We start from the raw sequence: 26,079 nt of genomic DNA on the forward strand, positions 1-26,079 counted from the left end.
GGTCACCGGATGACGTCGAAGTCGGCGCCGACCGCGTCGAGCTTGGCGAGGAACTTCTCGTATCCGCGGCTGAGGATGTCGACGCCGGAGACCTGAGACTCGCCGGACGCCGTGAGCGCCGCGATCACGTGGCTGTAGCCGCCGCGCAGGTCCGGCACGACGATGTCGGCGGCGTGCAGCGGCGTCGGTCCGGTGATCACGGCCGCCTGCTCGAGGTCGCGACGCGGCACTCGGCGGGGTCCGTCCTGCAGGCCGCGCGGATGCACGACGATGTCGGCGCCCATCTTGACCAGTGCCTCAGTGAAGCCGAGGCGGTTCTCGTAGACCGTCTCGTGCACGACCGAGCGGCCGTTCGCCTGCGTCAGCGCGACCACGAGGGGCTGCTGCCAATCCGTCATGAAGCCGGGGTGCACGTCGGTCTCGATCACCACGGGCTTGAGCTCGCCGTCGCGACGGAAAAGGATCCCGTCCTCCTGGATGTCGAACCATCCGCCTGCCTTGCGGAAGACGTTGAGGAACGTGAGCATCTCCTGCTGCTTGGCGCCGCCGACGAAGATCTCACCGTCCGTCGCCAGAGCGGCGGACGCCCAGGACGCCGCCTCGTTCCGGTCGAAGATCGAGCGGTGGTCGTAGCCACGCAGCTTCTCGACGCCCTCGATGACGATGACCCGGTTGGGCTCGTACGAGATGATGGCGCCCATCTTCTGCAGCACCGCGATGAGATCCATGATCTCGGGTTCGATCGCGGCGTTGCGGAGCTCAGTGACGCCCTCGGCGCGCACGGCCGTGAGCAGCACCTGCTCGGTGGCGCCCACGCTCGGGTACGGAAGGTGAATGTTCGCGCCGTGCAGACGGTGCCCGCCGGTGGAGAGGCGGATGCCGCTGGGGAGCTTCTCGACGATGGCGCCGAACTTGCGCAGCGCATCGAGGTGGAAGTCGATCGGCCGGTCGCCGATGCGGCAGCCGCCGAGGTCCGGGATGAAGGCCTGACCCAGACGATGCAGGAGTGGGCCGCAGAACAGGATCGGGATGCGCGAGGCACCCGCATGCGCGTCGATCTCCTCGAAGTGCGCGGACTCGACGTCGCTGGGATCGAACCGCAGCGAACCGGGCTCGTCACCCTCGCTGACGCGGACGCCGTGCACCTCGAGCAGAGAGCGCACCACGGCGACGTCGCTGATGGCGGGGACGTCGCGCAGGGTGCTGACCGTCTCACCGAGCAGCGATGCCACCATCGCCTTAGTGGCGAGGTTCTTCGCACCCTTGACGTCGACGCGACCGCGGAGAGGGCGCCCACCTCGGATGGCGAGCACGTCGCCGGTGAGAGCGGGGACTCCGTCCGGAAGAGCATCGCGCACGGGTGTCGTCATTCGGAGCCTCACTTCATTCACGGAAATCGGGAGGCGGATGCCACCCTGGCCCACCCGTCTTCTCCCGTCTTATCGAACAGGGAGAGTGCGGGGCCGCCACGACTCGCGACGGGCCTCGAACTGCGTGATCTTGTCTTCGTTGCGCAGGGTGAGCCCGATGTCATCGAGCCCTTCGAGGAGCCGCCATCTAGTGTAATCGTCGATCATGATGTCGGCCTGGACGTCGCCGATCGTGGCAGTGCGTGCCTCGAGGTCGACCGTGATCGTCGTGCCGGGATTCCGGTCGATCTCGGCCCAGATGCGCTCGAGATCCTCCTCAGAGATCGTGGCCGCGAGCAGACCCTGCTTGCCCGAGTTCCCGCGGAAGATGTCGGCGAATCGGGGGCTGAGGACGACGGTGAAGCCGAAATCGCGAAGCGCCCAGACCGCGTGCTCACGACTCGATCCGGTGCCGAAGTCGGCCCCGGCGACGAGCACCGACGCGCCGGCGAACGACGGCTGGTTCAGCACGAATTCCGGGTCCCGGCGCCACTCGTGGAAGAGCGCGTCCTCGAAGCCGGTCTTGGTGACCCGCTTGAGGAACACGGCGGGGATGATCTGGTCGGTGTCGACGTTGGACCGCTTGAGCGGTGCGGCGATCCCGGTGTGGGTGAGGAACTTCTCCATGGTCAGATCCCTTCCTCGATCAGCAGATCGCTCGGACTCGACAGCGTGCCGCGGATCGCGGTCGCCGCGGCGACGAGCGGCGACACCAGGTGAGTGCGCCCGCCCTTGCCCTGGCGGCCCTCGAAGTTGCGATTCGAGGTCGAGGCGCAGCGCTCCCCCGGGGCCAGCTGGTCGGGGTTCATGCCCAGGCACATCGAGCATCCCGCGAAGCGCCATTCCGCACCGAAGTCCTTGATGATGCGGTCGAGGCCCTCGGCCTCGGCCTCAAGACGCACGCGGGCGGAGCCGGGCACGACCATGACGCGGACGCCGTCGGCCTTCTTCTTGCCCTCGATGATCGAGGCGAAGGCACGCAGATCCTCGATGCGGCTGTTCGTGCACGAGCCCATGAAGACCGCATCCACCGGAACCTCCTTCAGCGGAGTGCCGGGTGCGAGGTCCATGTACTCGAGCGCGCGCTCGGCGGCCGCCCGCTCGTTCGCGTCCTCGATGTCGCTCGGATCCGGCACGGACGCCGACAGCGAGCTGCCCTGACCGGGGTTCGTGCCCCAGGTCACGAAGGGCTCGAGCTCGTCGGCGTCGATGAACACCTCGGCGTCGAACTGCGCGTCCTCGTCGGTGGGAAGCGTGCGCCAGTAGGCCACCGCGTCATCCCAGTCCTGCCCCTCGGGCGCGTGCTGTCGGCCCTTCAGGTAGGCGAACGTCGTCTCGTCGGGCGCGACCATGCCGGCGCGGGCGCCGGCCTCGATCGACATGTTGCAGATGGTCATGCGGCCCTCCATCGACAGCGCGCGGATCGCGCTGCCCCGGAACTCCAGCACGTACCCCTGGCCGCCGCCGGTGGTGATCTCGGCGATCACGGCCAGGATGATGTCCTTCGCCGTCACGCCGGGGCGCAACGTGCCCTCCACCGTGATGGCCATGGTCTTGAACGGCTTCAGCGGCAGCGTCTGCGTGGCCATCACGTGCTCGACCTCGCTGGTGCCGATCCCGAACGCCATCGCGCCGAAGGCGCCGTGGGTGGAGGTGTGCGAGTCGCCGCAGACGACCGTGATGCCGGGCATCGTCAGTCCGAGCTGCGGACCGACCACGTGGACGATCCCCTGCTCCGCGTCGCCCAGCGAATGCAGACGCACGCCGAACTCGGCGGCGTTGCGGCGCAGAGTCTCGATCTGCGTGCGGCTCGTCAGATCCGCGATCGGCTTGTCGATCTCCCATGTCGGAGTGTTGTGGTCCTCCGTGGCGATGGTGAGGTCGAGGCGGCGCAGCGGACGCTTCTCGCTGCGCAGACCGTCGAACGCCTGAGGGCTGGTGACCTCGTGCACGAGGTGGAGGTCGATGTAGATCAGGTCGGGCTCGCCGTTCTCGCCCTTGAGCACGAGGTGGTCGTCCCACACCTTCTCGGCGAGCGTGCGGGGGCGGCCGTGATCGGCGCGGACTGCGGGGGTGTTCATGGCGTGTCTCCTGAGGATGGCGGTTCGGCCCGCAGTGGACTCCGCGACGAGGAGGGGCTCAGAACGAGGTCTCGTCGCGGCCGCTAAGAAGGAGCACGATCCGCATGACGTCAGATTACCACCGCTTCACCGGCCGATGACGCGCCGTGACACTCTCGATGTCACCCGAATGATCGAGAGGCTCCGCATGACCGTCGACTCCCCGCGTTTCGTCACCCGAGCGGTCCACGCCGGTCGCGTGCGCGAGACCGCCGCATCTCGTGCCACCCCGATCTACCTGACCGCGGGCTTCGAGTTCGAGGACTTCGACCACGCCGCCGACCACTTCGGAACCGGGTCGGGATTCGGATACACGCGCACGGGCAATCCGACCGTCCGGGCCGTCGAGCGCCAGCTGGCCGCCCTCGAGTCCGGCGTCGACGCGGTACTGGTGGCGAGCGGCCAGGCCGCCGTCTCGACGGCTCTGCTCACGGTCGCCGGGGCCGGCGATCACATCGTCAGCTCGACGCACATCTACGAGGGGACCCGCGGGCTCCTGCTCGACAATCTCGCGCGCCTCGGGATCGAGACCACATTCGTGGACGACATCGGCGATCCGGAGGCCTGGCGCTCCGCGATCCGGCCGAACACCCGGGCGCTGTTCGCGGAGTCGATCGCGAACGCCCGCAATGACATCCTCGACATCCGGGCCGTCAGCGCGATCGGCGACGACGCGGCCATCCCCCTGATCGTCGACAACACGATCGCCACGCCGTATCTGCTGCGCCCGATCGAGCACGGTGCTGCGATGGTGGTGCACTCCGCCTCGAAGTTCCTCGCCGGTCACGGGTCGGTGCTCGGCGGCGTGGTCATCGACGACGGGCGCTTCGACGCCGAACGCGCCGGCCACAATGCCCCGCACCTGGTGCTGCCGGGGCGCGGCGGCCTGCCGAGTGTGGTGGCGCGCCACGGCGGCAGCGCCCGCATCGCGTACGCCCGCGAGTCGGTAGCTCCGCGCTTCGGCGCCTCGCCGTCTCCGCTGAACGCGTTCCTGATCGGCCAGGGCACCGAGACTCTCGGATTGCGCGTGGAGCGTCAGTCCCGCAACGCGCTCGAGATCGCGCGCTGGCTGGAGGGGAGGGACGAGGTCGAGAGCGTGGACTACGCCGGGCTCGAGTCGCACCCCGATCACGCGAAGGCGCAGCACTACCTCGACGGGGGCTTCGGATCGATCTTCACCATCACCCTGCGCGACGGGCTGCCGGCGGCGCGGCGCTTCGTCGAGCAGGTGCGGGTGTTCACGCACATGACCCACATCGGCGACGTGCGCTCCCTGGTCCTGCACCCGGGATCGACCAGTCACGCGCAGCGCTCCGAAGCGGAGCGGGAGGTGCTCGGCATCCGCCCCGGAACGCTGCGGCTGTCGATCGGCATCGAAGACGTCGATGACCTGATCGGGGACCTCGCGCAGGTGCTGCAGGCCGTGCCGGAGACGGTGGCATGAGCCGTCTTCAGCACTTCGGCTGGTTCCTCGCACGCGGGTTCGGCCCGCAGGGCTGGGGATATCCCGCCCTCGAGTGGGACTACGACTGGACACGACCCGAGATCTATCAGGAGGCCGCCCGCACGCTCGAGCAGGCCGGCTTCGACCTTGTCATCATCGAGGACGCCCCGTCACTGGGGTCTGCGGAGACCCTCGACCTGCGCATCCGCCACGCGTTCGGCGGTCCGAAGCACGACCCACTGCTGCTGGCGCCCTATCTGTTCCAGGCGACGCGGCACCTCGGCGTGGTCCCGACCGTGAACCCCGCCGCCTTTCTGCCGTACACGGCTGCCCGGCAGTTCGCGACGCTGCAGCATCTGAGCGGTCATCGCCTGGGGCTCAACGTCGTGACCGACACCGGCAGCGCACGGCACTTCTCGGCCGCGGACCAGCTCGGGCACGACGAGGCCTACGATCGCGCGACGGAGTGGCTCGACGGCATCCGCTCGCTCTGGCACAGCTGGGACGACGGCGCGCTCGTGCGCGACCGCGACACCGACGTGTACGCGGACGGCTCGAAGCTGCGGCCCGTGCGACACCGCGGCGCACACTTCGCGTTCGACGGTCCGCTGAACGCGCTGCCCTTCCCCTCCGGCGAGCCCGCGATCGTCTCACCCGGCGGATCCGGGCGGGGATTCGGCTTCGCCGGTGAGAACTCCGACGTACAGCTCGCGCTCGCGCCGCTGGACGAGGCGTCCGTGCGCGCATACCGCGCCAAGATCCATGATGCCGCCGTCGCCGCAGGGCGCCGCGCCGAGGACATCAAGATCCTGTTTACCATCCAGCCCGTGATCACCTCGTCCGCAGAGGAAGCCGACCGGATCGTGGCGGCATCGGCGCATCCCGATGACGCCGCCCTGCAGCAGATCGCCCGCAAGCAGTCGAGTGATCTCGAGACCGACCTCACGGCGCTCGATCTCGACCGGCCGTTGGACCTGTCGATCTTCGGAGCGCACGTCTCGCGCGGCAGCATTCAGCGGCTGGTCGGCGATCGGGGCGAGGATGCACCGCTTCGAGCACACCTGACCGCGCTCGCGCGCACGGGACGGATCAGTGATCGCACGGGATTCGTCGGCACCGCCGAGGAGTTCGCCGACCTGATCGAGGAGCTCGGCGAGTGGGGCAACGACGGTGTGCTGCTGTGGGGCGACTTCCACCCGGTGACCCTGCACCGCACACTCGACGAACTCGTCCCGATCCTGCGTCGCCGCGGCATCCTCCGCCGTGAGTACATCGACGGGGGTCTGCAGGCGAACCTGCGCGCATTCTGAGCGAGCGCGCGCGCCGGACTGCTACCAGCCGAGTGAGCCGGGAATGCCCTTGAACGGTCCGACGACCGACGACGTGACCCACCCGCCGTAGAACCCGCCCGGCTGCGGGGTGACGACCTCATCGCCCACGATGCACTCGTCCATCGGCCCCGCATACACGGCGACCCGGTCGGTCAGAGCCTCGAACCCGCAAGACGGCTGCGGGTAGTTCCACGCCACGCCGTCGCGCACGATACCTCCGCCGCGCACATCGAAGTAGCGCGCGGCACCCTTGAACTCGCAGAACGATGTGCCGGAGGAACCCGTCAGAGCTCCCGCGGCGAAGTCAGCGATCGGAAGGTAGTAGACCGGAGGGTGGCTCGTCTCGAGCACCCGGACCGCGTTGCGCGTGTCGGCGATCAGCTCACCGCCGAGACGGATGGTGACGCGTTCCGGGACCTGCTCGACCCGCGGCGGCCTCGGATAGTCCCAGACGGATTCCTGTCCGGGAGCCGGGGCGACGGGTGTGGGTCTGCGCATCTGTTCACTGTACGTCTCTCGGTGTTGACTGGGGTCATGATCGCGATACCGATGTTTCCGCTCGGCTCGGTGCTCTTTCCGCACACCCCACTCGCGCTGCGCGTGTTCGAGCCGCGATACCTCACCATGATCGGGCGGCTCCTCGATGAGGACGACGCGGAGTTCGGCGTCGTCCTCATCGAGCGAGGCCACGAGGTCGGCGGCGGCGATCGGCGCAGCAGCATCGGCACGACGGCTCGGCTGGTCAGCGTCGCCGCGGGTGCGGAGATGCTGCACACCGTCGCGGTCGGCACGGAGCGCTTCACGATCGAGAGGTGGCTGGACGACGACCCCTATCCCCGTGCCGAGGTCACGCCGCTGCCGGAGTTCGAGTGGAACGACGCCCTCACCCCGCTGCGCGACGAAGCCGAGGCGCTCGTGCGACGCACGCTCGGGCGCGCGCCCGAGGCGCGGTGGGATGCCGACACCGAACTCTCCGACGACCCGCTCGCCGCCGCGTGGCAGCTCGCGGCCATCGCTCCACTCGGCGAATACGACAGGTACACGCTGCTGCAGTCGACGACGGCCGGGGCCCTGCTTCGTCAGGTCATCGACCTCACGATCGAGGCAGAACTCCTCTGGTCAGCTGAGTGAGTGGTCCTGCGATCAGCTGAGCGAGTCTCGGTCGACGATCGCCGTCTTCTTCGCCGCCCGCGTCTCGCGAGACGAGGCGACGAGGCTGGCGATCGTGGCACCGGCCATGGCGACCACGATCACGGTCAGCGAGAGCCAGATGGGGATGTCGGGCGCCCACTCGATGTGCTCGCCGTTGTTGATGAACGGCAGCTCGTTCTCGTGCATCGCGTGCAGGATCAGCTTCACGCCGATGAAACCGAGGATGATCGCGATGCCGTAGTGCAGGTACCGCAGGCGGTCCAGCAGGTCGCCCAGCAGGAAGTACAGCTGGCGGAGACCCATCAGCGCGAAGATGTTCGCCGTGAACACCAGGAAGCTGTTCTGGGTGATGCTGAAGATCGCAGGGATCGAGTCGATCGCGAACATCAGGTCGGTCACGCCGATCGCGACGAACACGATCACCATCGGCGTCCAGACCCGCTTGCCGTCGACCATCGTGCGCAGCTTGTTGCCGTCGTACTCGTCGCTGATGTCGATGCGACGGCGGAGCAGACGGACGATGAAGTTCTCGCGCTTCACCTCGCCGTCGTGGTCGCCCTCGGGCATGGCCTGCTTGATGGCGGTGTAGATCAGGAAGGCGCCGAAGATGTAGAAGATCGGCGAGAAGTTCTCGATGATCGTCACACCGAGCAGGATGAACAGACCGCGCAGCACCAGCGCGATGATGATCCCGACCATGAGCACCATCTGCTGCAGGCGTCGCGGCACCGCGAACTGCGCCATGATGAGCACGAAGACGAAGAGGTTGTCGATCGACAGGCTGTACTCCAGCGCCCACCCGGTCAGGAATTCACCGGCGTACTGTCCTCCCGCCACCGCGTACAGCAGCCCCGCGAACGCGAGAGCGAGTCCGACGTAGAACGCCACCCAGAGAGTGGACTCCTTCGTGGAGGGGATGTGCGGCCGCAGACGCACCAGCATCAGGTCACCGATGAGGATGACGATGAGCACGACCAGAGAGCCGACTTCGAACCAGACGGGGATGTTCACGCGCGCACTGCGCCTTTCGAGAGAGGTCGACGATTTTTCGAGAGTCTCTCCCCCGCACAGTGTGCGGCGCGCGCCCGGAGCAGCGATGGCGGTGCTCGTGATGACGTTACGCGCGGATTCGGGATACTCCCTCTCGCGTGGACCATCGTAGCCCCTGCCGGGCTGTCGGGTCCGCCGTCGATTCTGAGACGATGGGCTCGTCCTCGACACTTCCCTGGTGAGAGACACCGAACGGAACGGGATGACCGTGCAGACGAGTGATCAGAGATGGGCGGCGCAGGCCGCGGCGGGTGACGAGAGCGCCTTCCGCGAGCTCTACCGCGCGCACGTGCGTCCTGTGTACTGGATCGCCCACGGCATCCTCGCATCGCCCGCCGACGCCGAGGATGTGACGCAGGAGACCTTCGTGGTCGCATGGCGGAAGCTGCCGGGCTTCGAGCTGCAGGGAGAGTCGATCCTGCCTTGGCTTGCGACGATCTGCCGCTTCCAGGCCGCGAACAGGCTGCGTCAGCGACGTCGGGATCAGGCGCACACCACCGACGCCCTCGATGAGGACCTGCCCGACACTGTCAGTGTCGAGGAGCAGGTGATCACGGCGGCCCTCGCCGCACGGATCGCCGCCGAGGTCGGCACGTTGAGCGAGCTCGATCGCGAGATCTTCCGCCTCTGCGCGTCGGAGGGCTATGCCTATCAGGCGGCGGCGGAAGAGCTGGGTGTGAGTCACGCCGTCGTCCGGAACCGTCTCTCGCGAGTGCGCACGCAGCTGCGAGGCGCCGTCCAGGAAGTGAGAGACGCATGAACGACCAGTCCCGCACCGATGCCCTTCCGACGCTGTCGGATGCGGCCGTGCTCCGCATCGAGAACGCCGTCTTCGATGAGATCGCGGGCGAGCGTCAGCCGGTGAACACCGCTGGCGCGCGCGCCCGACAGCGACGACGACGCTGGCTCACCGGCGTCGGCGTTGCCGCGGCATTCGTTGTGGGGGTGCTCGTCACTCCCCCGATCCTCGGCGCCGTCGGCGGCGGATCCACGACGAGCGCGAGCGACGCCGGCTCCCTGCCGAGCGTGGCCGTGCCCGAGGCCGGGGTGGGCGCGCCCGACCGCGGTGCCGAGATGGCCCCGGACCAGTCGGCTGCAGCAGACAGCAGCAGTTCCACGCAGGTCGGAGCGGACTCGGCCACCGGCGACCGTGAGATCATCGCCACCGCGTCCGCCACCGTCGAGGTCGAGGACATCGCGGGCGCGACGGTGGAGATCCGCGCGCTGGCCGAGGACAACGGCGGCTACGTCGAGAGCACGGAGATCGGGCGGTCGCTCGCGACGGATGACGAGTCGGTGCCCGCACCGACGGGTGCGTCCTCCGGCTGGATCAGCATCCGTGTGCCGTCGGCTGACCTGCCGACAGTGATCACCGCACTCGGCGACACCGGCGAGGTGGTCTCCTCATCGACGTCACAGCAGGACGTGACCTCGGTCGCCATCGATCTGCGAGCACGCGTCGACGCCACGCAGGCATCGGTGACGCGCCTCACCGAGCTGATGGCCCAGTCCGGCAGCGTGGCGGAGCTCATCGAGGCGGAGGTCGCCCTCACGGAGCGTCAGGCGCAGCTGGAGTCCTACGAGCAGCAGCTCGCCGCCCTCGAGGACCAGGTCGCGATGTCATCGCTCCAGGTGCAGCTCACGCTCGCCGCGAGCACCACGACCGCAGATCCCGCCGGGTTCGGCGACGGCCTGCTGGCCGGGTGGAACGGGCTGATCGTGTCGCTGAACGCGGTCGTGATCGCGCTCGGTTTCATCCTCCCCTGGGCCGCCATCGCCGGAGTGATCGTGCTGGTGGTGTGGTTCATCCGTCGGACGATACGGCGCCGCCGCGCCTGATCCGGCGCGGTCGGGAACGCACCGGAAACGACGAAAGCCCTCGGGAAACCGAGGGCTTTCGTGTGTTGTGTGACCCCAGCGGGATTCGAACCCGCGTTACCGCCGTGAGAGGGCAGCGTACTAGGCCGCTATACGATGGGGCCGTCTGGCGGAACGTTTCCGTGCCGCGACAACCGTTCAAGTATGCCACGGAGATTCTTGGAGCGCCAAATCGAGCCAGCGGAAGCGCTTTTCCCGGGCGTGGCGCGCCGAGAACGGTTTGCCGCACGGCGCGCGAAGGAGTTGACTCGTCGTATGCGCGTCACCAAGTTCGAACATGCCGCCCTCCGCATCGACGAGGGCAACGAGACCCTGCTCATCGATCCGGGTTCCTTCACGACTCCCCACGCCGATCTCGCCGGAGTCGTCGCCGTCGTCCTCACTCACGAGCACCCCGATCACTGGACTCCCGAGCACCTGGACCGCATCCTGCGGGCAGCCCCCGGCACGCCGATCTACGCACCGGCCGGTGTCGCGGCGGCCGCGTCAGACTACGAGATCACGGTGGTCTCCCCCGGTGACCGGATCGAGGTCGGTCGCTTCGCACTGAGATTCTTCGGCGGCACACACGAGGTCATCCATTCCTCGATCCCCGGCATCGAGAACGTCGGCGTGCTCGTCAACGACCGCCTGTACTACCCCGGCGACTCGTACGCGGTGCCCGAGGGAATCGAGGTCGACACGCTCGCCGCGCCGCTGGGTGCACCGTGGCTCAAGATCGGCGAGGCCATGGACTACGTCCTCGCAGTCGCGCCGCGACGAGCGTTCGGCACGCACGACATGACCCTGTCGGTGGCGGGCAAGACCATGCACCGTGCCCGTCTGCAGTGGGCGACGGAGCAGGGCGGCGGCGAGTTCTTCGCGCTGGAGCCCGGCGACGCGCTCGACGTGTGATGGCGGCAGTCACCCGCCTGCTCCCTGGGCCGACCGCACGGCTGCGCTTTCGCGAAATGATCGAGTCGGATCTCGACGACATGGCCGAGATGCTCGGGGACTCCGACCTGATGGTCTACTACCCCGCGCCGAAGACACGAGCGCAGAGCCTCGAGTGGATCACGCGGATGCAGGAGCGATATTCCGAGCACGCCCACGGGCTGTGGGTCATCGAGACGCACGACGGTGACTTCGTCGGCGACTGCGGGATCACGTGGCAGTCCGTGAACGGCTCACCCGTCCTCGAAGTCGGATATCACGTGCGCTCGGCCATGCAGCTCGAGGCCGACCGCTCCGCCTGAGGCGCGTTCAGCTCGCGTGGCGCTCGCGCACCCGCAGATCGCGCGCGCGGTGATCCCGCTGCTCGACGACGAGTCGTCGCAGTGCGGCCGGAGCATCCTCGTGCGCCGACAGCCAGCGATCGACGAGGTCGAGGGAGTCCGTGGCCGGGAACAGTCCGGTCACGAGGCGTCGCGCCAACTCGATGCTGCGCTCGGACCACACCGTACTGATGCAGTCGAAGTACGCGGTGTCGAACTCCGAGGTGAGGTCTCGCCGCCCGCCGGCACGGAAGCCGGCGATCTCCGCGTCGAGGTGATCGTTGCTGAGCGTGGCATCGTTCCACGCCGCCTCCCACGCGGCACGGCGCACGCCGGCATCCGGACGCGAGGCCAGTGCTCGACGGGCCGCCGTCCGCCCCGTTCCCGTCTCGTCACGGCTCAGCTCTGCCGCGATCTCGTCTGCGCCTGCGTGTCCGGTCGTGACGAGCGCGGTGAGCAGCTGCCAGCGGAGATCAGGATCGACAGTGAGGCCCTCCGGAGCATGACCCTCCCACAGCGCGCGGACGTCGGTGGCCCGCGCGTCGTCGAAGGCGGACGCCGACGCGAACGCCCGCGCCCAGGACAGCTGGGCGTCGCTGCCGCCCTCGGCCTGGATCAGCGCGCTCCAGGTGGCCTCGACCCATGACCGCTGCTCCGCCGCCGCGCGGCTCGCGTCGACGTAGTGCCGCACGGCGTAGGCGGCATTGCCGAGCACGCCCGCCAGCAGCCCGATGTTCGACTCGTGGGGAGCGTGTGCGCGGACGATCGCCAGGTAACGCACCGGGTCGATCTCACCGTCGCGCGTGGCATTCCAGAGCGAGGACCACACGAGGGCACGCGCGAGCGGGTCCTCGATCGCCGACAGCGACGCCTCCACCGTCGCGAGCGACGCCTCGTCGAGACGAGCCTTGGCGTAGGTGAGGTCGTCGTCGTTCAGCAGCACGAGCGGCGCCGCGGCGATGTCGATCGGCGTACGCTCGTCGGCGATGTCGAGCGACAGTTGATCGCGACGCACCAGACGAGCGTCCACCCAGTCGTAGACACCGATGCGGAGCCGGTGCGGACGTGGATCCGACTGCATCAGCGCCCGCGATCCCCCGTCGCCGTCCTCCAGCCACAGGGTCGACATACCGGTGGTCTCGAGCCAGGCGGCCGACCACTCGCGCAGATCGCGACCCGAGACATCGCTCAGGTGCACCAGCAGATCATCGAGCGTCGTGTTGCCGAAGGCGTGCGCTCTGAAGTACCGTCGTGCACCCTCGAAGAACGCCTCGTCGCCGACGAACGCCACCAGCTGCTTGAGCACTGCGGCACCCTTGGCGTAGGTGATGCCGTCGAAATTGAGCTTGGCGGCCTCGAGATCGGTGATGTCGGCGACGATCGGATGCGTGGTCGGCAGCTGGTCCTGCTGGTATGCCCAGGCCTTGCGGTTGGCGGCGAACTTCACCCACGCGTCCGAGAACCGCGTCGCCACGGCCGACGCGTGCGAGCCCATGTAGTCGGCGAACGACTCCTTGAGCCACAGATCGTCCCACCAGCGCATGGTCACGAGATCGCCGAACCACATGTGCGCCATCTCGTGCAAGATCGTGTTCGCCCGAGCCGCGCGCTGCGCGTCGGTGGCGGCGCCGCGCGAGATGTACGCCTCGGTGAACGTCACCAGTCCCGGGTTCTCCATCGCGCCGAGGTTGTACTCCGGGACGAAGATCTGGTCGTACTTGCCCCACGGGTAAGCGTAGGCGAACGCGTCGGAGAAGAAGTCGAGCCCCTGTCGCGTGACCTCGAGGATCTCGTCGGACTCGAGGTGCTGCGCGAGAGAGCGGCGGGCGAACACCCCGAGGGCAATGTGCTGGTCATCGCGCGTCCATTCGCCCTCAACTCGTACGTACGGGCCGGCGGCGACGGCGGTGATGTAGCTCGAGATCGGCAGCGTGGCCGCGAACTCCACGCGCTGCACTCCGACACCGCGGTCGACATGCACCGTCGACTGGTTCGACAGCACCTCCCAGTGCGCGGGCGCATGCACGACGAAGGTGTACGCCGCCTTGATGTCGGGCTGTTCGAAGCAGGCCATCACCCGGCGCGCGTCGGCCGGCTCGTACTGCGTGTAGAGGTATGTCTCCTCGTCTGCAGGGTCGTGGAACCGATGCAGTCCCTCGCCGGATCGGCTGTAGGCCGCCACCGCCTCCACGACGACCACGTTCGTCGGTTCCAGCCCGGTCAGCCGGATTCGAGCGCCGTCCCACTCGACGTCGGAGGGAGAGCCGTTGATGGTGACGCGGTGCACCTCTTCGCCGATGAAGTCCAGCCACGTCTCGGCACTCGTGGACTCGAACTCAAGAGTCGTGGTGCTCGGGAATCCTGTGCGCGCGCGCTCCGGAGCCCCGGTGAGGTCGAGTTCGACGCGGATGCTGCGCGCGGTGATCGCGGCGGATCGCGCAGCGGTCTCTTCGCGGGTGAGGTTGGCGGAGTGCATGCTTCCATCCTGTCATCGGCGCGGGTGCCGGTCGTGCGCCTGCCTACGCCGCGTCGACGACCTCGACCCCGTCGCGCTTCGACGCGCCTCGCCGCGTGACACGGCGCCCGGTCTTGTCGTTGATGAGGAGGCGCCGGATGGCCGTCTCGGGCGCCACGGTGAGATCGAGCGTCTTGCCGCGGGCGTAGAGGCTGAAGACCCGGGGATCGATGTAGCTGGCGCGCGCCACGGAGGTCGTGTTGCCGAGCGCTGTGGCCGTCGCCTGAACGGCGAGCCGCTCGGCGCGCTGGCGATCGGTCTTCGTGTCGAGGGGCCCGATGCGTGCCAGAGCGTCAGCCGCGAGGATCGTGCCGTGCAGCGTGCGGAAGTCTTTGGCCGAGAACACCCCACCCGTGACGTCGCGCAGGTACGTGTTCACTTCCGTCGGAGTGATCCGCATGCGGCGCCGCCCCTTGCGGTAGGCGAGCAGCAACGACCCCGGTGATCCCTTCGACATCTCGGTGAGCACCGCGGCGAGCGGCCCGTCGGTGATCTCGATGGCGGCGCGCTGGCCGCTCTTGGCAGGAAACGAAAGCGCCACGGTGTCGCCGTCGATGCGCACGTCTCGTCGTCGCAAGGTCGTGAGACCGCGGCTGCCGTGCTTCACGAGGTATCGCTCCGAGCCGACCCGCAGCGCCGCGTCGTCGAGAAGCCGGAAGGCGGTGGCCAGCACGCGCTCTTTGGTGAGGCCGTCGCTGCTGAGCGCACGGGTGACCCGGGCCCGTGCGCGCGGAAGGCGTTCCGCAAGATCGAGGGCTCGGCGGAACTTGCTGCGGTCCCGTCCGACCCGCCACAGCGGGTGGTAGAGGTACTGTCGGCGTCCGGCCTCGTCCGTGCCGACCGCCTGGATGTGCGCGAGCGGATCCGCGGCGATCCACACGTCGGTCCACGCGGGTGGGATGACGAGATCATGGATGCGTTCCCGATCGGCCTCCGGCGCAGGATCGTCGTTGTAGTCGAGGTAGCGGAAGCCCGACCCGGTCTTCTTGCGTCGATACCCGAGATCTTCGCCCGGAACCACGCGTACGAGCGCGCTCACGCGGGGATCCTCGGCGCGCGAGACGTCTGTACGGGATCGACAAGTCGGTGCATGCGCTCAACATTCCCTCGCATGACGACCGCCCGGAAGGGGCTGGCTTCGCACCGACCGGTGCTGGTAGGCGCGTCGAGGGATTCGCAGGCACAAACGAAGAAACCCCCGCCTGAGCGGGGGTTTTCACCTTGCTGGGGTACCTGGACTCGAACCAAGAACAACGGAACCAGAAACCGCCGTGTTGCCAATTACACCATACCCCAAGGGCGAAAATCGCTTCCCGCACCGAGAGTCAAGCTTACCCGACCGATCTCCCGGAACCAAACCGAGCGGGTCGCGCCCGCGCGTCGCAGTCCGAGAGAAGCCGCGAGGAAGACCACCTTCGGCAGCCCTCCTCACCGGCTTCAGCGAGATCAGCCTGCGAGCATCGCTGACAGCGTCCGCAGACGGCGCAGCGACTCGTCCTTGCCCAGCAGCTCCATCGACTCGAACAGCGGCGGCGAGATGCGACGACCCGTGATGGCGACGCGCGGCGGGCCGTAGGCCACACGCGGCTTGAGCTCGAGGTTCTCCACGAGCGCGGTCGCCAGTGCCTCCTGGATCTTCTCCGGAGTGAAGTCGTCGAGCGGCTCGAGCGCGGCGATGCAGGCGTCGAGCACCTCGGCACCGTTCGCCGGCAGACCCTTCAGCGCGTCGGCGTCGTAGGAGATCCCGTCCGTGAAGAGGAAGCCGACCATGCCGGGCACCTCACCCAGCAGCTGCACGCGCTCCTGGACGAGCGGGGCAACGCGGAAAGCCAGCACGAGCTGCTCGTGCGACGGCTCGTCGAAGAGCCCGGCGGCGGCGAGATACGGGATCGTGCGCTCCGCGAAGTCCTTCTCCGACAGGCGACGGATGTGGTCGCCGTTGATCGACTCGGCCTTCTTCTGATCGAAGCGCGCCGGGTTCGGGTTCACGTTCACGATGTCGAAGGCCGCGGTGAACTCCTCGAGCGAGAAGATGTCGCGGTCGGGACCGATCGACCACCCCAGCAGCGCCAGGTAGTTCAGGAGTCCCTCGTGGATGAAGCCACGGTCGCGGTGCAGGAAGAGATCCGCCTGCGGGTCGCGCTTGGAGAGCTTCTTGTTGCCCGTCTCTCCGAGCACCAGTGGCATGTGCGCGAAGCGGGGAACGAACGTGGTCACCTCTGCCTCGATCAGCGCCGCGTAGAGAGCGAGCTGACGGGCGGTCGACGGCATCAGGTCCTCGCCGCGCAGCACGTGGGTGATGCCCATCAGCGCATCGTCGACCGGGTTCACGAACGTGTACAGCGGGATTCCGTTCGGGCGGACCACGACGAAGTCGGGGAACGAGCCGGCGGGGAACGTGACCTCTCCGCGAATCAGGTCGACGTACGTCAGATCCTCATCCGGCACCCGCAGACGCAGCGCAGGCTGGCGTCCCGCAGCGCGGAAGGCATCTTTCTGCTCCTCGGTCAGGTCGCGGTCGAAGTTGTCGTAGCCGAGCTGCTTCGCGCGACCGTTGGCCTCGTTGCGAGCGTCGATCTCGGCCGCGTCGGAGAAGCTCTCATACAGCGCGCCCGAGGCGAGGAGCTTGTCGATCACGCCGCGGTAGATGTCGTGACGCTCGGACTGGCGATACGGGGCGTGCGGGCCGCCCACCTCGACGCCCTCGTCCCAGTCGATCTTGAGCCAGGTGAGCGCGTCGACGAGCTGGCGGAAGCTCTCCTCGCTGTCGCGGGCGGCATCGGTGTCTTCGATGCGGAAGATCATCTTGCCGCCGTTGTGCCGGGCGTAGGCCCAGTTGTACAGCGCGGTGCGCACCATGCCGACATGCGGCAGGCCCGTCGGCGAGGGGCAGAAGCGGACGCGGACGTCAGCGCCGCTTGCGGTCGTGGTGAGGGGGTGAGGAGTAGCCATATCCCTTCGATTCTAGGCGGGGCGCCCCACGGCCACCGCCGCCGTGTGCGCCAGGGGCACCGTGCCGCGGTCCGCACGTTCCGCGCACAGGGAATCGAAGCCGCGACGGAACCGCTGCCGCTCCTCGGCATCGAGACCTCGGTAGAAGAGACCGGCCGACGCGACTTCGCCTTCCGCGGATCGCCAGAGTGCCGCGGCGGTCGGGCGCCACGTCCACGACATCTCGCGAGCGCTCACCTGACCCCAGCCCGCGTCGCCGAGCATGACCGCGAAACCCTGAGCCGTGCGGGGAAAGTCCTTCTCCGGCGCGAGCCTCTCCCCCGGTGCAGGCTCCAGAGCGGCGCGCACGCACACCTCGCGCCAGAACCAGGAGGGCGATTCGACCCAGACGGTGGCCCCCAGTCGCCCACCCGACGCGCCCACGCGACGCATCTCCGCCGCCGCCGCGCGGGGGTCGGACACGTGATTGAGGACGAAGTTCGCCGTCACCCCGTCGAACGCCGCGTCGGAGAAGGGCAACTGCGGGAGCGCGGCGTCGACGAGTGCGAGGTCTGGATGGACGCGGGCGGCGACCGCGCGCATCGTCGCCTCCGGTTCGCACCCGATGACGTGCCACCCTTCGGCGGCGAACCGAGCGGCGAGTTCCCCTGTTCCGGCGCCGACGTCGAGCAGCCGCCGCCCGTCCGCGTCCTGCAACGCGGTGATCAGCGGGTCGATCGTCTCCGCGCACAGGGCGGCATAGGTGCGCGCGTAAGCCTCACCGACGCCCTCCCACGACTTCACCGCGGAGTCATCCGACTGAGCGGCGCGAGCACGACGATCACCAGCACCAGCACGGACGCGGCGATCCCGAGACCTGCGTACTGGAAGTTCGAGAGGATGACGCCGGCGAGCACGGCACCCGCGGCGGCGCTGAGACTCATCAGCGAATCGCTGCGCCCCTGGCGGCGGGTGCGCAGTTCGGGCGCGGAGGCCTCGGTGAGAAGAGCCGCGCCCGCGACGGTCGCCGCACTCCAACCGAGGCCGAGCAGGATCAGTGCGACCATCACGCCCCAGGCCTGATCGTTGGCGAAGATGGCGAACACCAGTGACGCGGCCAGCAGCGCCTGACCGAGCAGCACCACACGCAGGCGACCCCACCGGTCGGCCAGCACACCGAACACCGGCGACAGCGCGTACATCCCGGCGACATGCAGCGCGATCGTCACGCCCACGAGCTGAGAGATGTCAGCCGACGTCGGCGGCATGCCGTGCGCACCGTGCGCCATGTGCGCCAGGTGGATGGGCGTCATCGCCATGACCGAGGCCATCACCACATGCGAGCCGGCGACCGCGAAGATCGCATAGCGAGCCGTGCGGGGCCGGTCCGCTATCGGGGTCGCGGTCGTCGAGCCGGCCGAGCGCGCGAGGAGTTGGGCAGCGAGGAGCGGGTCGGGACGCAGCGCCACCAGGTACAACGCCAGAGCCGCCGCCTGCGCCACGAACGAGAAGGCGTACGACCCTGTCTGCGGCGGCATCCCGAGCGCCTGACCGACCACCTCACCCGGCCCGAGCAGCAGCGGGCCCGCGACGCCGCCGACGGTGGTCGCCCAGACCACGATGGAGAGATCGCGGCCCCGGTGCGTCGGCGCCGCGAGGTCGGTCGCGGCGAACCGCGACTGGAGGTTGCCGGCGTTGCCCGCACCGATCATCAGGATGCCGATGAGCAGCAGCGGGAACAGCCGCAGGGAGGCAGCGAGGATCACCACGCCGATTCCGACCAGCGCGAAGAGATTGCCGAGCGTGAGGGCGCGTCGGCGTCCGAGGCGTGCCGCGAGCCGAGCGAGCGGGATCGCGCACAGCGCAGCACCGAGCGTGACGGAAGCGGTCGCGAGTCCCGACAGCGCGTCGCTCCCCGAGATATCGGCCGCGAGCAGCGCGCCCAGCGAGACCGTCGCGCCGAATGCGGTCCCGCCGAGCACCTGTCCGACGGAGAGCACCAGGACGGTGCGGCGCTGAACGTCCGCCTGCTCCGACGGCGTCAGAGCGACAGTGGTCATGACGCGGGTCGTGCGTCGCGCACCGCGTTGCGCAGGATCCCCAGACCCGTGATCTCGACCTCGACCGTGTCGCCCGCCTCGAAGGTGCCGACGCCCGCGGGAGTGCCGGTGAAAATCACGTCGCCCGGCAGCAGCGTGAACACGGCGGACGCGTACTCGATGATCTTCTCGACCGAGTGGATCATGTCGCTCAACGGAGCCTTCTGGCGCACCTCGCCGTTCACGCGGGTCTCGATCGTCGCCTCGGCGGGATCGAAGTCGGTACTGATGGTCGGACCCAGCGGGCAGAAGGTGTCGAAACCCTTCGCGCGCGCCCACTGGCCGTCCGCGCGCTGCAGGTCGCGTGCCGTGACGTCGTTGCCGATCGTGTACCCGAGCACGTGATCGAGCGCGTCCTTCGCAGCCACGTTCTTCGCGATTCTGCCGATCACGACCGCGAGTTCTCCTTCGTACTCGGTCTGCTGCGAGGTCGCCGGCCGCACGATGGTGTCGCCCGGTCCGATGACGGCGGTGTTCGGCTTGAGGAACAGCAGCGGCTCCTCAGGGGCGACTCCCCCCATCTCGGCCGCGTGGTCGTGATAGTTCTTGCCGACGCACACGATCTTCGAGCGCGGGATCACGGGAGCCAGGATCACGGCGTCGGCGATCGGCACTCGGACGCCGGTCGGCTCGTATCCGGCGAAGAGCGGGTCGCCCGACAGGACGACGAGGTCGGTCTCATCGACGATTCCGAAGAGGATGGCGTCGTCGTGGCTGAATCGTGCGATCTTCATGCCGTCCAGCCTAGCCAGCGCTGGTCTCGGCGCAGAAGCGGCAGGGAGGCTCAGGCGTCGAGGCGCAGGAGCCAGCCGTGCGTGTCCTCGCGACGGCCGTACTGGATGTCGGTCAGCTCTTCGCGCAGCGACAGCGCGAGTTCGCCCAGCGGCTGGGCCTCGTCGAAGCCGTCGCCCACGAGCGCGCCGATCGGCGTCACGACCGCGGCGGTGCCGCACGCGAACACCTCGACGATGTCACCCGACGCCACGCCGGAGCGCCACTCGTCGATCGAGACGGGACGGCTCTCGACCGTGTACCCGCGGTCTGCGGCGAGCTGCAGCAGCGAATCGCGCGTGATGCCGTCGAGGATGCTGTCGGACTTCGGCGTGACCACGCGGCCGTCCTTGAACACGAACACCACGTTCATGCCGCCGAGCTCTTCGACGTTGCCGTGCTCATCGAGGAACACGACCTGGTCGCAGCCCTGCGCTGCCGCGAGCGTCTGCGGCAGCAGGCTGGAGGCGTAGTTGCCTCCGGTCTTGGCCTTGCCCGTGCCGCCGCGCCCCGCGCGCGAGTGCTCAGCGGAGAGCCAGATGCGCACCGGCTTGATACCGCCTGCGAAATAGGCGCCCGCAGGGCTCGCGATCACGTAGTACGCGACCTTTTGCGCCGCACGGACGCCGAGGAACGCCTCTTTCGCGAACATGAACGGGCGCAGGTACAGGCTCTGGTCGGCTCCGGACGGCACCCAGCGCCCGTCGACGGCGATCAGCTCACGCAGCGACTGGATGAAGTACTCGGTCGGCAGCTCGGGAAGAGCCAGGCGGCGCGCGCTCTGCTGCATGCGTGCGGCGTTGCGGTCGGGGCGGAAGGTGTGGACGGAGCCGTCCGCGTGGCGATACGCCTTGATGCCCTCGAAGATCTCCTGCGCGTAGTGCAGGACCGACGCCGCGGGGTCGAGCGGGATCGGGCCGTACGGCTGCACGCGCGGACGGTGCCAGCCGCCCTTGACCGACCAGCAGATGTCGACCATGTGATCGGTGAAGACGACACCGAAGCCCGGGTTCTCGTGAACCTCGGCCACGCGCGCCGGCGAGGCGGCTGCGAGGTTCTTGGTGACTGCGAAATCGAGCGGCGCCAGGGCCGGCTGTGCATCGATGGTCGTCATGTTCCTCATCCGTTCCTTGAGTGTGCGCGTCCTCGCGCGGTGTCCAGCCTACGCCGCCGGTCAGAGGCGCGAGGTGATGGCGGAGCCGATCTCCGCCGTGGTGCGAGCGCCGTCGCGGCTCTCGATGTCGGCTTCCACCGCGGCCGACACGCGCGCGGATTCGGCGGCGAGACCGAGGTGGTCAAGCAGCAGCGCGACCGAGAGGATCGCGGCGGTCGGGTCGGCCTTCTGCTGACCGGCGATGTCGGGCGCCGACCCGTGCACTGGCTCGAACATCGACGGGAACACGCCGTCCGGATTGATGTTGCCGGATGCCGCGAGCCCGATGCCGCCGGTCACAGCTCCCGCGAGGTCGGTGAGGATGTCACCGAAGAGGTTGTCCGTGACGATCACGTCGAAGCGGGATGGGTCGGAGACGAGGAAGATCGTGGCCGCGTCGACGTGCAGGTAGTCGACGGCGACGTCCGGGTGCTCGGCGGCGACCTCATCGACGACACGCTTCCAGATCGCTCCCGCGTGCACGAGCACGTTCGTCTTGTGCACCAGCGTGAGCTTCTGCCGGCGCCGGGAAGCCAGAGCGAAGGCGTGGCGCACGACCCGCTCGACCCCGAAGGCCGTGTTCACCGATGTCTCGTTCGCGACCTCGTGCGGCGTGCCGACGCGGATCGCGCCGCCGTTGCCGACGTACGGTCCTTCGGTGCCCTCGCGGACGACGACGAAGTCGATCTCGCCGGGGTTCGCGAGCGGGCCGGGGGCGCCCGCGAAGAGCTTCGACGGGCGCAGGTTGACGTAGTGGTCGAGGGTGAACCGCAGCTTCAGCAGCAGCCCGCGCTCGATGTTGGCGTCCTTCAGGCGCGGGTCGCCGGGCGTGCCGCCGACCGCGCCCAGCAGGATCGCGTCGTGCGAGGAGATCGCCGCGAGGTCGTCGTCGGTGAGCGTGTCGCCGGTCTCGAGGAACCGGGCGGCACCGAGCGAGAAGCGCGTCTTGTCGAAGCTCACGTCGCTGTCGGCCGTCACGGCATCGAGCACCTTCTCGGCTTCGGCGATGACCTCCGGGCCGATCCCGTCTCCGGGGATGACAGCCAGTTTCACGACACGCGACATGACACTCCTTGCAACCGATGGGAACCGGCCCGGTGTCCTCACGGACCCCTCAGACCGGTCCCCCCAGCGTAGTGCTCAGTGGGAAGTGCGCGTGCGCAGTGTGACGGCCGCGATGACGCCCGCCAGCACGACGAGACCGGCGCCGATCAACGAGGTCAGCATGACGCCGGAGCCGAAGGCCGTGGCCGCGGCATCCCACAGCGCAGTCCCCACCTGAGAGGGGAGCTTCTCGGCGGCGATGTAGGCGCCCGCGAGCGTCTCGCGCGCGGCATCGGCGATGTCGCCGGGGAGGCCGTCCGGCAGCACGAGCGCACCGCGGTAGAACGCGGTGATCAGACCGCCCAGCACGGCTGTGCCGAGCACGGCACCCAGCTCGTACGCGGTCTCGGACACGGCGCTGGCCGCACCGACCTTCGCGGCGGGAGCGCTCGACAGGATCAGCTCGTTCGAGATGGTCTCGGCCGCGCCGATGCCGATGCCCAGCACGACGAAGGCGATCACGAGCGGCACGACGCCGTCGGCCTGCGAGGTGAACGCGACGATGAGGTACCCCGCGACCGAGAACACCAGCGCGGTCGGGACCACGATATGCGGGGCCACCCGACGCGAGATCGGCACGACGCCGAGGCCGGCGATGATCATCGCGACCATGCCGGGGACCAGTGCGAGGCCGGCGACCATCGGAGACAGTCCCAGCACGAGCTGGAGATGCTGCGACACGAAGTAGAGGAAGCCGACCAGTGCCACGACGCTGAGGAGGTTCACCAGGATCGCACCCGAGAACGTTCCGCGACGGAAGAGCGCCATGTCGAGCATCGGAATCTCGGCGCGGAGCTGACGGCGCACGAAGAGCACACCCATCACGATGCCGAGCAGTGCCCAACCGCCGGCGTACAGGCTCGGACCGTCGACCGCGAGCGACTTGATCGCGTACACGACCGGGATCATGGCCGCCATCGACAGCACGATGCTGACCGCATCGATGCGCCCGGGTTTCGGGTCGCGGCTCTCGGGGACGAGCAGCGGCGCCGCGATCAGCAGCGGGATCAGCACCGGCACGGCGATCAGGAAGACCGAGCCCCAGGCGAAGTGCTCGAGCAGGAATCCGCCGACGACCGGGCCCAGGGCGGAGCCGGCTGAGAACGCCGAGGCCCACACCGCGATCGCCAGACGGCGCTGATCGCGGTTCTGGAAGATCGAGCGCAGCAGCGACAGCGTCGACGGCATCAGCATCGCGCCGAAGAAGCCGAGCAGGGCGCGCGCGGCGATCAGCAGCCCGGCGGTCGGGGCGAACGCCGCCAGCGCCGACACCGCGGCGAATCCGGTGGCACCGATCAGCAGCATGCGACGACGGCCGAAGCGGTCGCCGAGCGTGCCCATCGTCACCAGCAGCCCAGCGAGGACGAGCGGGTACACATCGATGATCCACAGCTGCTCGGCTCCGGTGGGCGCGAGGGCGATCGAGATCTCGGGCAGCGCGAAGCTCAGCACCGTGTTGTCCACCGACACGAGCAGCACAGGGAGCATCAGGACGACGAGCGCCGCCCATCCGCGCGCGCCGGCGCGCGGAGCATCCGTCTCCGTCGTCGAAATCGACGCAGTACGGTTCATGGCACACCTCTCAGATCTGCGGACGCCTCGTTACTAAACCGTCCAGCTGGTATAGTAACAGAACCGCCCGAATGAAGGGAACTCCATGCCCCGACCACCTCTGGCCCGCGAGCGTGTGCTCGACGCCTTCGAGGCGATCGTCATCGCCGACGGTGAGCGGGCGGCGACGCTCGACGCGACGGCCAAGGCCGCAGGGGTCTCGAAGGGCGGGCTCCTCTACCACTTCGGCTCGAAGGACGAGCTCGAAGCAGGACTGCTTGCGCGACTCGACGCCCTCACGACCGCCGACCTCGCGCGCATGTCCGTCGCCCCCGAAGGACCGGTCGCCTACTACGTCCGCACCTCCGTGATGGAGGATGACGCTCTCGACCGTGCTCTCATCGCCGCATCACGCCTGGCGCAGGGAGGATCGTCCGCGGCCGCCGACATGCTGCGTCACACCCGTCGCCTGTGGGCTGACGCGATCCGTCCTCACGTGCGCGACGTCGCGAGCCTCGATCTGGTGATGCTGCTCAGCGACGGACTCTACTTCAACAACTCGCTGGACCTCCACGGCCCCGAACGCCTGGTCCCCCACGATGACGAACTCGACGAGCTGATCGCGCTCGTGCTGCGCGTCACCGCCCGCGACTCGTCCTGACGCGACGAAGGCGGGAGCGCGATCGCGCTCCCGCCTTCGTCGTGATCCCGAGTCAGACCTCGGTGATCTCGATCTGTCGGAAGAGGTCCGCGTCGATCGCGGCGCTGACGTCCTCGAGCAGGGACTCCGAGACGGGCGAGTCGAGCGTCAGCACGCTCAGCGCCTGCGCACCGGCTGCCTCTCGGGCGATCTGCATACCGGCGATGTTGATGCCGGCCTCACCGAACTTCTGTCCGTACACAGCGACGATTCCCGGGCGGTCGGTGTACAGCATCACCACGTGGTGCTTCTCGATCGGCAGCTCGAGGGCGTAGTCGTTGATGCCGATCAGCTTCTCGGCCTGCTTCGGGCCGGTCAGTGTGCCCGAGACCGACAGCTGCGAGCCGTCAGACAGTGCGCCGGTGAGCGTGATGACGTTGCGGTACTCGTCGCTCACGTCGTCCTTGATCAGACGCACGGCGATCCCGCGCTGCTCCGCGAGCAGCGGCGCGTTCACGTACGACACGGTCTCGCTGACGATGTTCGTGAAGACGCCCTTGAGCGCGGCGAGCTTGAGCACGCTCACGTCGTACCCGTTCAGCTCGCCGTGCACCTCGACGTCGAGGCTCGTCAGCGGAGACGTCGCGAGCGAGGCGAAGATCTGACCGAGCTTCTCGACGAGCGAGATGCCGGGGCGGACGTAGGGGTCGATCACGCCGCCCGCCACATTCACGGCGTCGGGCACGAGGTCGCCGCCGAGCGCGAGCCGCACCGACTTGGCGACGGAGACGCCGGCCTTCTCCTGGGCCTCTTCGGTGCTGGCACCGAGATGCGGGGTGACGACGACGTTCGGCAGGTCGAGCAGCGGGCGAGCCGTACCCCCCTCTGCGGGAGGCTCGGACGTGAAGACATCGAGGCCCGCTCCGGCGATCTCACCGGCGACGAGAGCCTCGTGGAGGGCGACCTCGTCGATGAGACCGCCGCGAGCGACGTTGACCACGAACGCCGTGGGCTTCATCGCGGCGAACTGCTCCGCGCCGATCATGCCCGTGGTCTCGGGCGTCTTCGGCATGTGGATCGTGAGGAAGTCGGACTCGGCGACCAGTTCGTCGAGCGACAGCAGCTGCACGCCCAACTGCTGCGCACGGGCGGAGGTGACGTAGGGGTCGTAGGCGACGACGCGCATGTCGAAGGCGGCGAGACGCGCGGCGACCAGTGCGCCGATGCGGCCGAGGCCGACGATGCCGACGGTCTTCTCGAACAGCTCGGTGCCGGTGAAGGAGCTGCGCTTCCAGGCGCCGGAGGACAGCGAGGCGTGTGCCGCGGGAATGCGACGGGCGAGGCTGAGGATGTGTCCGACGGTGAGCTCCGCTGCCGAGACGATGTTCGAGGTCGGCGCGTTCACGACCATCACACCGGCGGCCGTGGCTGCGGGGATGTCGACGTTGTCGAGACCGACGCCCGCACGTGCGACCACCTTGAGCTTCGGCGCGTGCGTCAGCGCCTCCTCGTCGATGCGCGTCGCGGAGCGCACGAGCACCGCGTCGGCGTCGGCAAGGGCCGCGAACAGCGCCTCACGGTCGGTGCCGTCGACGTCGCGGACGTCGAAGTCGGGGCCGAGGGCCTCGATCGTGGCGGGAGAGAGCACTTCGGCGATGAGCACAACGGGCTTCGGCAC

23 protein-coding genes and 2 tRNA genes are annotated in these 26,079 nt (G+C 68.6%); 8 read left to right on the plus strand and 17 right to left on the minus strand.

What is annotated here, in order from left to right:
* Positions 1–2 precede the first annotated feature (2 nt).
* The 3 genes from murA to leuC form a co-directional block, all read right to left on the minus strand.
* Positions 3–1,370: a UDP-N-acetylglucosamine 1-carboxyvinyltransferase gene (gene murA, locus AC2D10_RS03560; protein WP_484710494.1), complete on the minus strand. Its 1,368-nt coding sequence runs from the start codon at positions 1,368–1,370 to the stop codon at positions 3–5.
* A 69-nt stretch (positions 1,371–1,439) separates the two neighbouring features.
* Positions 1,440–2,036 carry a 3-isopropylmalate dehydratase small subunit gene (gene leuD / locus AC2D10_RS03565; protein ID WP_484710495.1) on the minus strand — a complete coding sequence of 199 codons (597 nt, stop codon included), beginning with the start codon at positions 2,034–2,036 and terminating at the stop codon, positions 1,440–1,442.
* Between the two features lie 2 nt (positions 2,037–2,038).
* Positions 2,039–3,490 carry a 3-isopropylmalate dehydratase large subunit gene (gene leuC / locus AC2D10_RS03570; protein WP_484710496.1) on the minus strand — a complete coding sequence of 484 codons (1,452 nt, stop codon included), beginning with the start codon at positions 3,488–3,490 and terminating at the stop codon, positions 2,039–2,041.
* A gap of 187 nt (positions 3,491–3,677) precedes the next feature.
* On the opposite strand from leuC, the gene AC2D10_RS03575 reads away from it, so the two are divergent.
* Both AC2D10_RS03575 and AC2D10_RS03580 read left to right on the plus strand, forming a co-directional pair.
* Positions 3,678–4,973: an O-acetylhomoserine aminocarboxypropyltransferase/cysteine synthase family protein gene (locus tag AC2D10_RS03575; protein ID WP_484710498.1), complete on the plus strand. Its 1,296-nt coding sequence runs from the start codon at positions 3,678–3,680 to the stop codon at positions 4,971–4,973.
* Complete coding sequence (locus AC2D10_RS03580) at positions 4,970–6,283, plus strand: LLM class flavin-dependent oxidoreductase (RefSeq protein ID WP_484710499.1); 1,314 nt, start codon at positions 4,970–4,972, stop codon at positions 6,281–6,283. The genes AC2D10_RS03575 and AC2D10_RS03580 overlap by 4 nt, the downstream gene beginning before the upstream one ends.
* A gap of 21 nt (positions 6,284–6,304) precedes the next feature.
* Here the strand turns inward: AC2D10_RS03580 and AC2D10_RS03585 are convergent, their stop codons facing one another.
* Positions 6,305–6,802 (minus strand): DUF427 domain-containing protein, encoded by a 498-nt coding sequence (locus tag AC2D10_RS03585; RefSeq protein ID WP_484710500.1) that lies wholly within the window; start codon positions 6,800–6,802, stop codon positions 6,305–6,307.
* A 36-nt stretch (positions 6,803–6,838) separates the two neighbouring features.
* Between AC2D10_RS03585 and AC2D10_RS03590 the strand changes: the two genes are divergently transcribed.
* Positions 6,839–7,435, plus strand: coding sequence for an LON peptidase substrate-binding domain-containing protein (locus tag AC2D10_RS03590; protein ID WP_484710501.1), 597 nt, complete (start codon positions 6,839–6,841; stop codon positions 7,433–7,435).
* A gap of 12 nt (positions 7,436–7,447) precedes the next feature.
* Here AC2D10_RS03590 and AC2D10_RS03595 read toward each other — a convergent pair whose 3' ends face one another.
* Complete coding sequence (locus AC2D10_RS03595; protein ID WP_484710502.1) at positions 7,448–8,467, minus strand: TerC family protein; 1,020 nt, start codon at positions 8,465–8,467, stop codon at positions 7,448–7,450.
* A 241-nt stretch (positions 8,468–8,708) separates the two neighbouring features.
* On the opposite strand from AC2D10_RS03595, the gene AC2D10_RS03600 reads away from it, so the two are divergent.
* The gene (locus AC2D10_RS03600; protein ID WP_484711800.1) at positions 8,709–9,266 is read left to right on the plus strand and encodes an RNA polymerase sigma factor; all 558 of its coding nucleotides are present in this window, start codon (positions 8,709–8,711) and stop codon (positions 9,264–9,266) included.
* Entirely contained in the window at positions 9,263–10,345 is a 1,083-nt protein-coding gene (locus AC2D10_RS03605) for a DUF4349 domain-containing protein (protein ID WP_484710503.1), read from the plus strand. The genes AC2D10_RS03600 and AC2D10_RS03605 overlap by 4 nt, the downstream gene beginning before the upstream one ends.
* 70 nt (positions 10,346–10,415) lie before the next feature.
* On the opposite strand, the gene AC2D10_RS03610 is transcribed toward AC2D10_RS03605, so the two are convergent.
* Positions 10,416–10,488 (minus strand) — tRNA-Glu (locus AC2D10_RS03610).
* A 151-nt stretch (positions 10,489–10,639) separates the two neighbouring features.
* Between AC2D10_RS03610 and AC2D10_RS03615 the strand changes: the two genes are divergently transcribed.
* Positions 10,640–11,278 carry an MBL fold metallo-hydrolase gene (locus tag AC2D10_RS03615; RefSeq protein ID WP_484710504.1) on the plus strand — a complete coding sequence of 213 codons (639 nt, stop codon included), beginning with the start codon at positions 10,640–10,642 and terminating at the stop codon, positions 11,276–11,278.
* Positions 11,278–11,619: a GNAT family N-acetyltransferase gene (locus AC2D10_RS03620; protein ID WP_484710505.1), complete on the plus strand. Its 342-nt coding sequence runs from the start codon at positions 11,278–11,280 to the stop codon at positions 11,617–11,619. The genes AC2D10_RS03615 and AC2D10_RS03620 overlap by 1 nt, the downstream gene beginning before the upstream one ends.
* 7 nt (positions 11,620–11,626) lie before the next feature.
* Here the strand turns inward: AC2D10_RS03620 and pepN are convergent, their stop codons facing one another.
* From pepN to AC2D10_RS03670, 10 genes are all read right to left on the minus strand, one after another.
* Positions 11,627–14,113, minus strand: a complete 2,487-nt coding sequence (pepN, locus tag AC2D10_RS03625; RefSeq protein ID WP_484710506.1) for an aminopeptidase N — start codon at positions 14,111–14,113, stop codon at positions 11,627–11,629.
* 43 nt (positions 14,114–14,156) lie between these two features.
* The gene (locus AC2D10_RS03630; protein WP_484710507.1) at positions 14,157–15,191 is read right to left on the minus strand and encodes a DNA topoisomerase IB; all 1,035 of its coding nucleotides are present in this window, start codon (positions 15,189–15,191) and stop codon (positions 14,157–14,159) included.
* 185 nt (positions 15,192–15,376) lie between these two features.
* Positions 15,377–15,448 (minus strand) — tRNA-Gln (locus AC2D10_RS03635).
* Between the two features lie 150 nt (positions 15,449–15,598).
* Positions 15,599–17,104 carry a glutamate--tRNA ligase gene (gltX, locus tag AC2D10_RS03640; protein ID WP_484710508.1) on the minus strand — a complete coding sequence of 502 codons (1,506 nt, stop codon included), beginning with the start codon at positions 17,102–17,104 and terminating at the stop codon, positions 15,599–15,601.
* Positions 17,105–17,116: 12 nt separating this feature from the next.
* Entirely contained in the window at positions 17,117–17,887 is a 771-nt protein-coding gene (locus AC2D10_RS03645) for a class I SAM-dependent methyltransferase (protein WP_484710509.1), read from the minus strand.
* Positions 17,884–19,143, minus strand: a complete 1,260-nt coding sequence (locus tag AC2D10_RS03650; protein ID WP_484710510.1) for an MFS transporter — start codon at positions 19,141–19,143, stop codon at positions 17,884–17,886. Before AC2D10_RS03650 ends, AC2D10_RS03645 begins: the two co-directional genes overlap by 4 nt.
* Positions 19,140–19,916, minus strand: a complete 777-nt coding sequence (locus AC2D10_RS03655; RefSeq protein ID WP_484710511.1) for a fumarylacetoacetate hydrolase family protein — start codon at positions 19,914–19,916, stop codon at positions 19,140–19,142. Before AC2D10_RS03655 ends, AC2D10_RS03650 begins: the two co-directional genes overlap by 4 nt.
* 50 nt (positions 19,917–19,966) lie before the next feature.
* The gene (locus AC2D10_RS03660) at positions 19,967–21,067 is read right to left on the minus strand and encodes a branched-chain amino acid aminotransferase (protein WP_484710512.1); all 1,101 of its coding nucleotides are present in this window, start codon (positions 21,065–21,067) and stop codon (positions 19,967–19,969) included.
* 60 nt (positions 21,068–21,127) lie between these two features.
* Positions 21,128–22,171, minus strand: coding sequence for a 3-isopropylmalate dehydrogenase (locus tag AC2D10_RS03665; RefSeq protein WP_484710513.1), 1,044 nt, complete (start codon positions 22,169–22,171; stop codon positions 21,128–21,130).
* Between the two features lie 75 nt (positions 22,172–22,246).
* On the minus strand, positions 22,247–23,782 hold the full coding sequence (locus AC2D10_RS03670; RefSeq protein WP_484710514.1) for an MFS transporter: 1,536 nt from the start codon (positions 23,780–23,782) through the stop codon (positions 22,247–22,249).
* An 85-nt stretch (positions 23,783–23,867) separates the two neighbouring features.
* On the opposite strand from AC2D10_RS03670, the gene AC2D10_RS03675 reads away from it, so the two are divergent.
* Entirely contained in the window at positions 23,868–24,422 is a 555-nt protein-coding gene (locus tag AC2D10_RS03675) for a TetR/AcrR family transcriptional regulator (protein WP_484710515.1), read from the plus strand.
* 52 nt (positions 24,423–24,474) lie between these two features.
* Here the strand turns inward: AC2D10_RS03675 and serA are convergent, their stop codons facing one another.
* A complete protein-coding gene (serA, locus tag AC2D10_RS03680) occupies positions 24,475–26,079 on the minus strand; it encodes a phosphoglycerate dehydrogenase (RefSeq protein WP_484710516.1) in 1,605 nt (534 codons plus the stop codon).

The organism is Microbacterium sp. PI-SA-G, from assembly GCF_057215335.1.

What these genes read in the sequence shown, in the direction of transcription:
- AC2D10_RS03580 (WP_484710499.1), top strand. Translation starts at nt 4,970, where the DNA reads ATGAGCCGTCTTCAGCACTTCGGCTGGTTCCTCGCACGCGGGTTCGGC.
- AC2D10_RS03650 (WP_484710510.1), bottom strand. Translation starts at nt 19,143, where the DNA reads ATGACCACTGTCGCTCTGACGCCGTCGGAGCAGGCGGACGTTCAGCGC.
- murA (WP_484710494.1), bottom strand. Translation starts at nt 1,370, where the DNA reads ATGACGACACCCGTGCGCGATGCTCTTCCGGACGGAGTCCCCGCTCTC.
- AC2D10_RS03600 (WP_484711800.1), top strand. Translation starts at nt 8,709, where the DNA reads ATGACCGTGCAGACGAGTGATCAGAGATGGGCGGCGCAGGCCGCGGCG.
- AC2D10_RS03605 (WP_484710503.1), top strand. Translation starts at nt 9,263, where the DNA reads ATGAACGACCAGTCCCGCACCGATGCCCTTCCGACGCTGTCGGATGCG.
- pepN (WP_484710506.1), bottom strand. Translation starts at nt 14,113, where the DNA reads ATGCACTCCGCCAACCTCACCCGCGAAGAGACCGCTGCGCGATCCGCC.
- AC2D10_RS03585 (WP_484710500.1), bottom strand. Translation starts at nt 6,802, where the DNA reads ATGCGCAGACCCACACCCGTCGCCCCGGCTCCCGGACAGGAATCCGTC.
- AC2D10_RS03665 (WP_484710513.1), bottom strand. Translation starts at nt 22,171, where the DNA reads ATGTCGCGTGTCGTGAAACTGGCTGTCATCCCCGGAGACGGGATCGGC.
- leuD (WP_484710495.1), bottom strand. Translation starts at nt 2,036, where the DNA reads ATGGAGAAGTTCCTCACCCACACCGGGATCGCCGCACCGCTCAAGCGG.
- AC2D10_RS03575 (WP_484710498.1), top strand. Translation starts at nt 3,678, where the DNA reads ATGACCGTCGACTCCCCGCGTTTCGTCACCCGAGCGGTCCACGCCGGT.
- AC2D10_RS03670 (WP_484710514.1), bottom strand. Translation starts at nt 23,782, where the DNA reads ATGAACCGTACTGCGTCGATTTCGACGACGGAGACGGATGCTCCGCGC.
- AC2D10_RS03620 (WP_484710505.1), top strand. Translation starts at nt 11,278, where the DNA reads ATGGCGGCAGTCACCCGCCTGCTCCCTGGGCCGACCGCACGGCTGCGC.
- AC2D10_RS03590 (WP_484710501.1), top strand. Translation starts at nt 6,839, where the DNA reads ATGATCGCGATACCGATGTTTCCGCTCGGCTCGGTGCTCTTTCCGCAC.
- AC2D10_RS03615 (WP_484710504.1), top strand. Translation starts at nt 10,640, where the DNA reads ATGCGCGTCACCAAGTTCGAACATGCCGCCCTCCGCATCGACGAGGGC.
- leuC (WP_484710496.1), bottom strand. Translation starts at nt 3,490, where the DNA reads ATGAACACCCCCGCAGTCCGCGCCGATCACGGCCGCCCCCGCACGCTC.
- AC2D10_RS03675 (WP_484710515.1), top strand. Translation starts at nt 23,868, where the DNA reads ATGCCCCGACCACCTCTGGCCCGCGAGCGTGTGCTCGACGCCTTCGAG.
- AC2D10_RS03660 (WP_484710512.1), bottom strand. Translation starts at nt 21,067, where the DNA reads ATGACGACCATCGATGCACAGCCGGCCCTGGCGCCGCTCGATTTCGCA.
- AC2D10_RS03655 (WP_484710511.1), bottom strand. Translation starts at nt 19,916, where the DNA reads ATGAAGATCGCACGATTCAGCCACGACGACGCCATCCTCTTCGGAATC.
- gltX (WP_484710508.1), bottom strand. Translation starts at nt 17,104, where the DNA reads ATGGCTACTCCTCACCCCCTCACCACGACCGCAAGCGGCGCTGACGTC.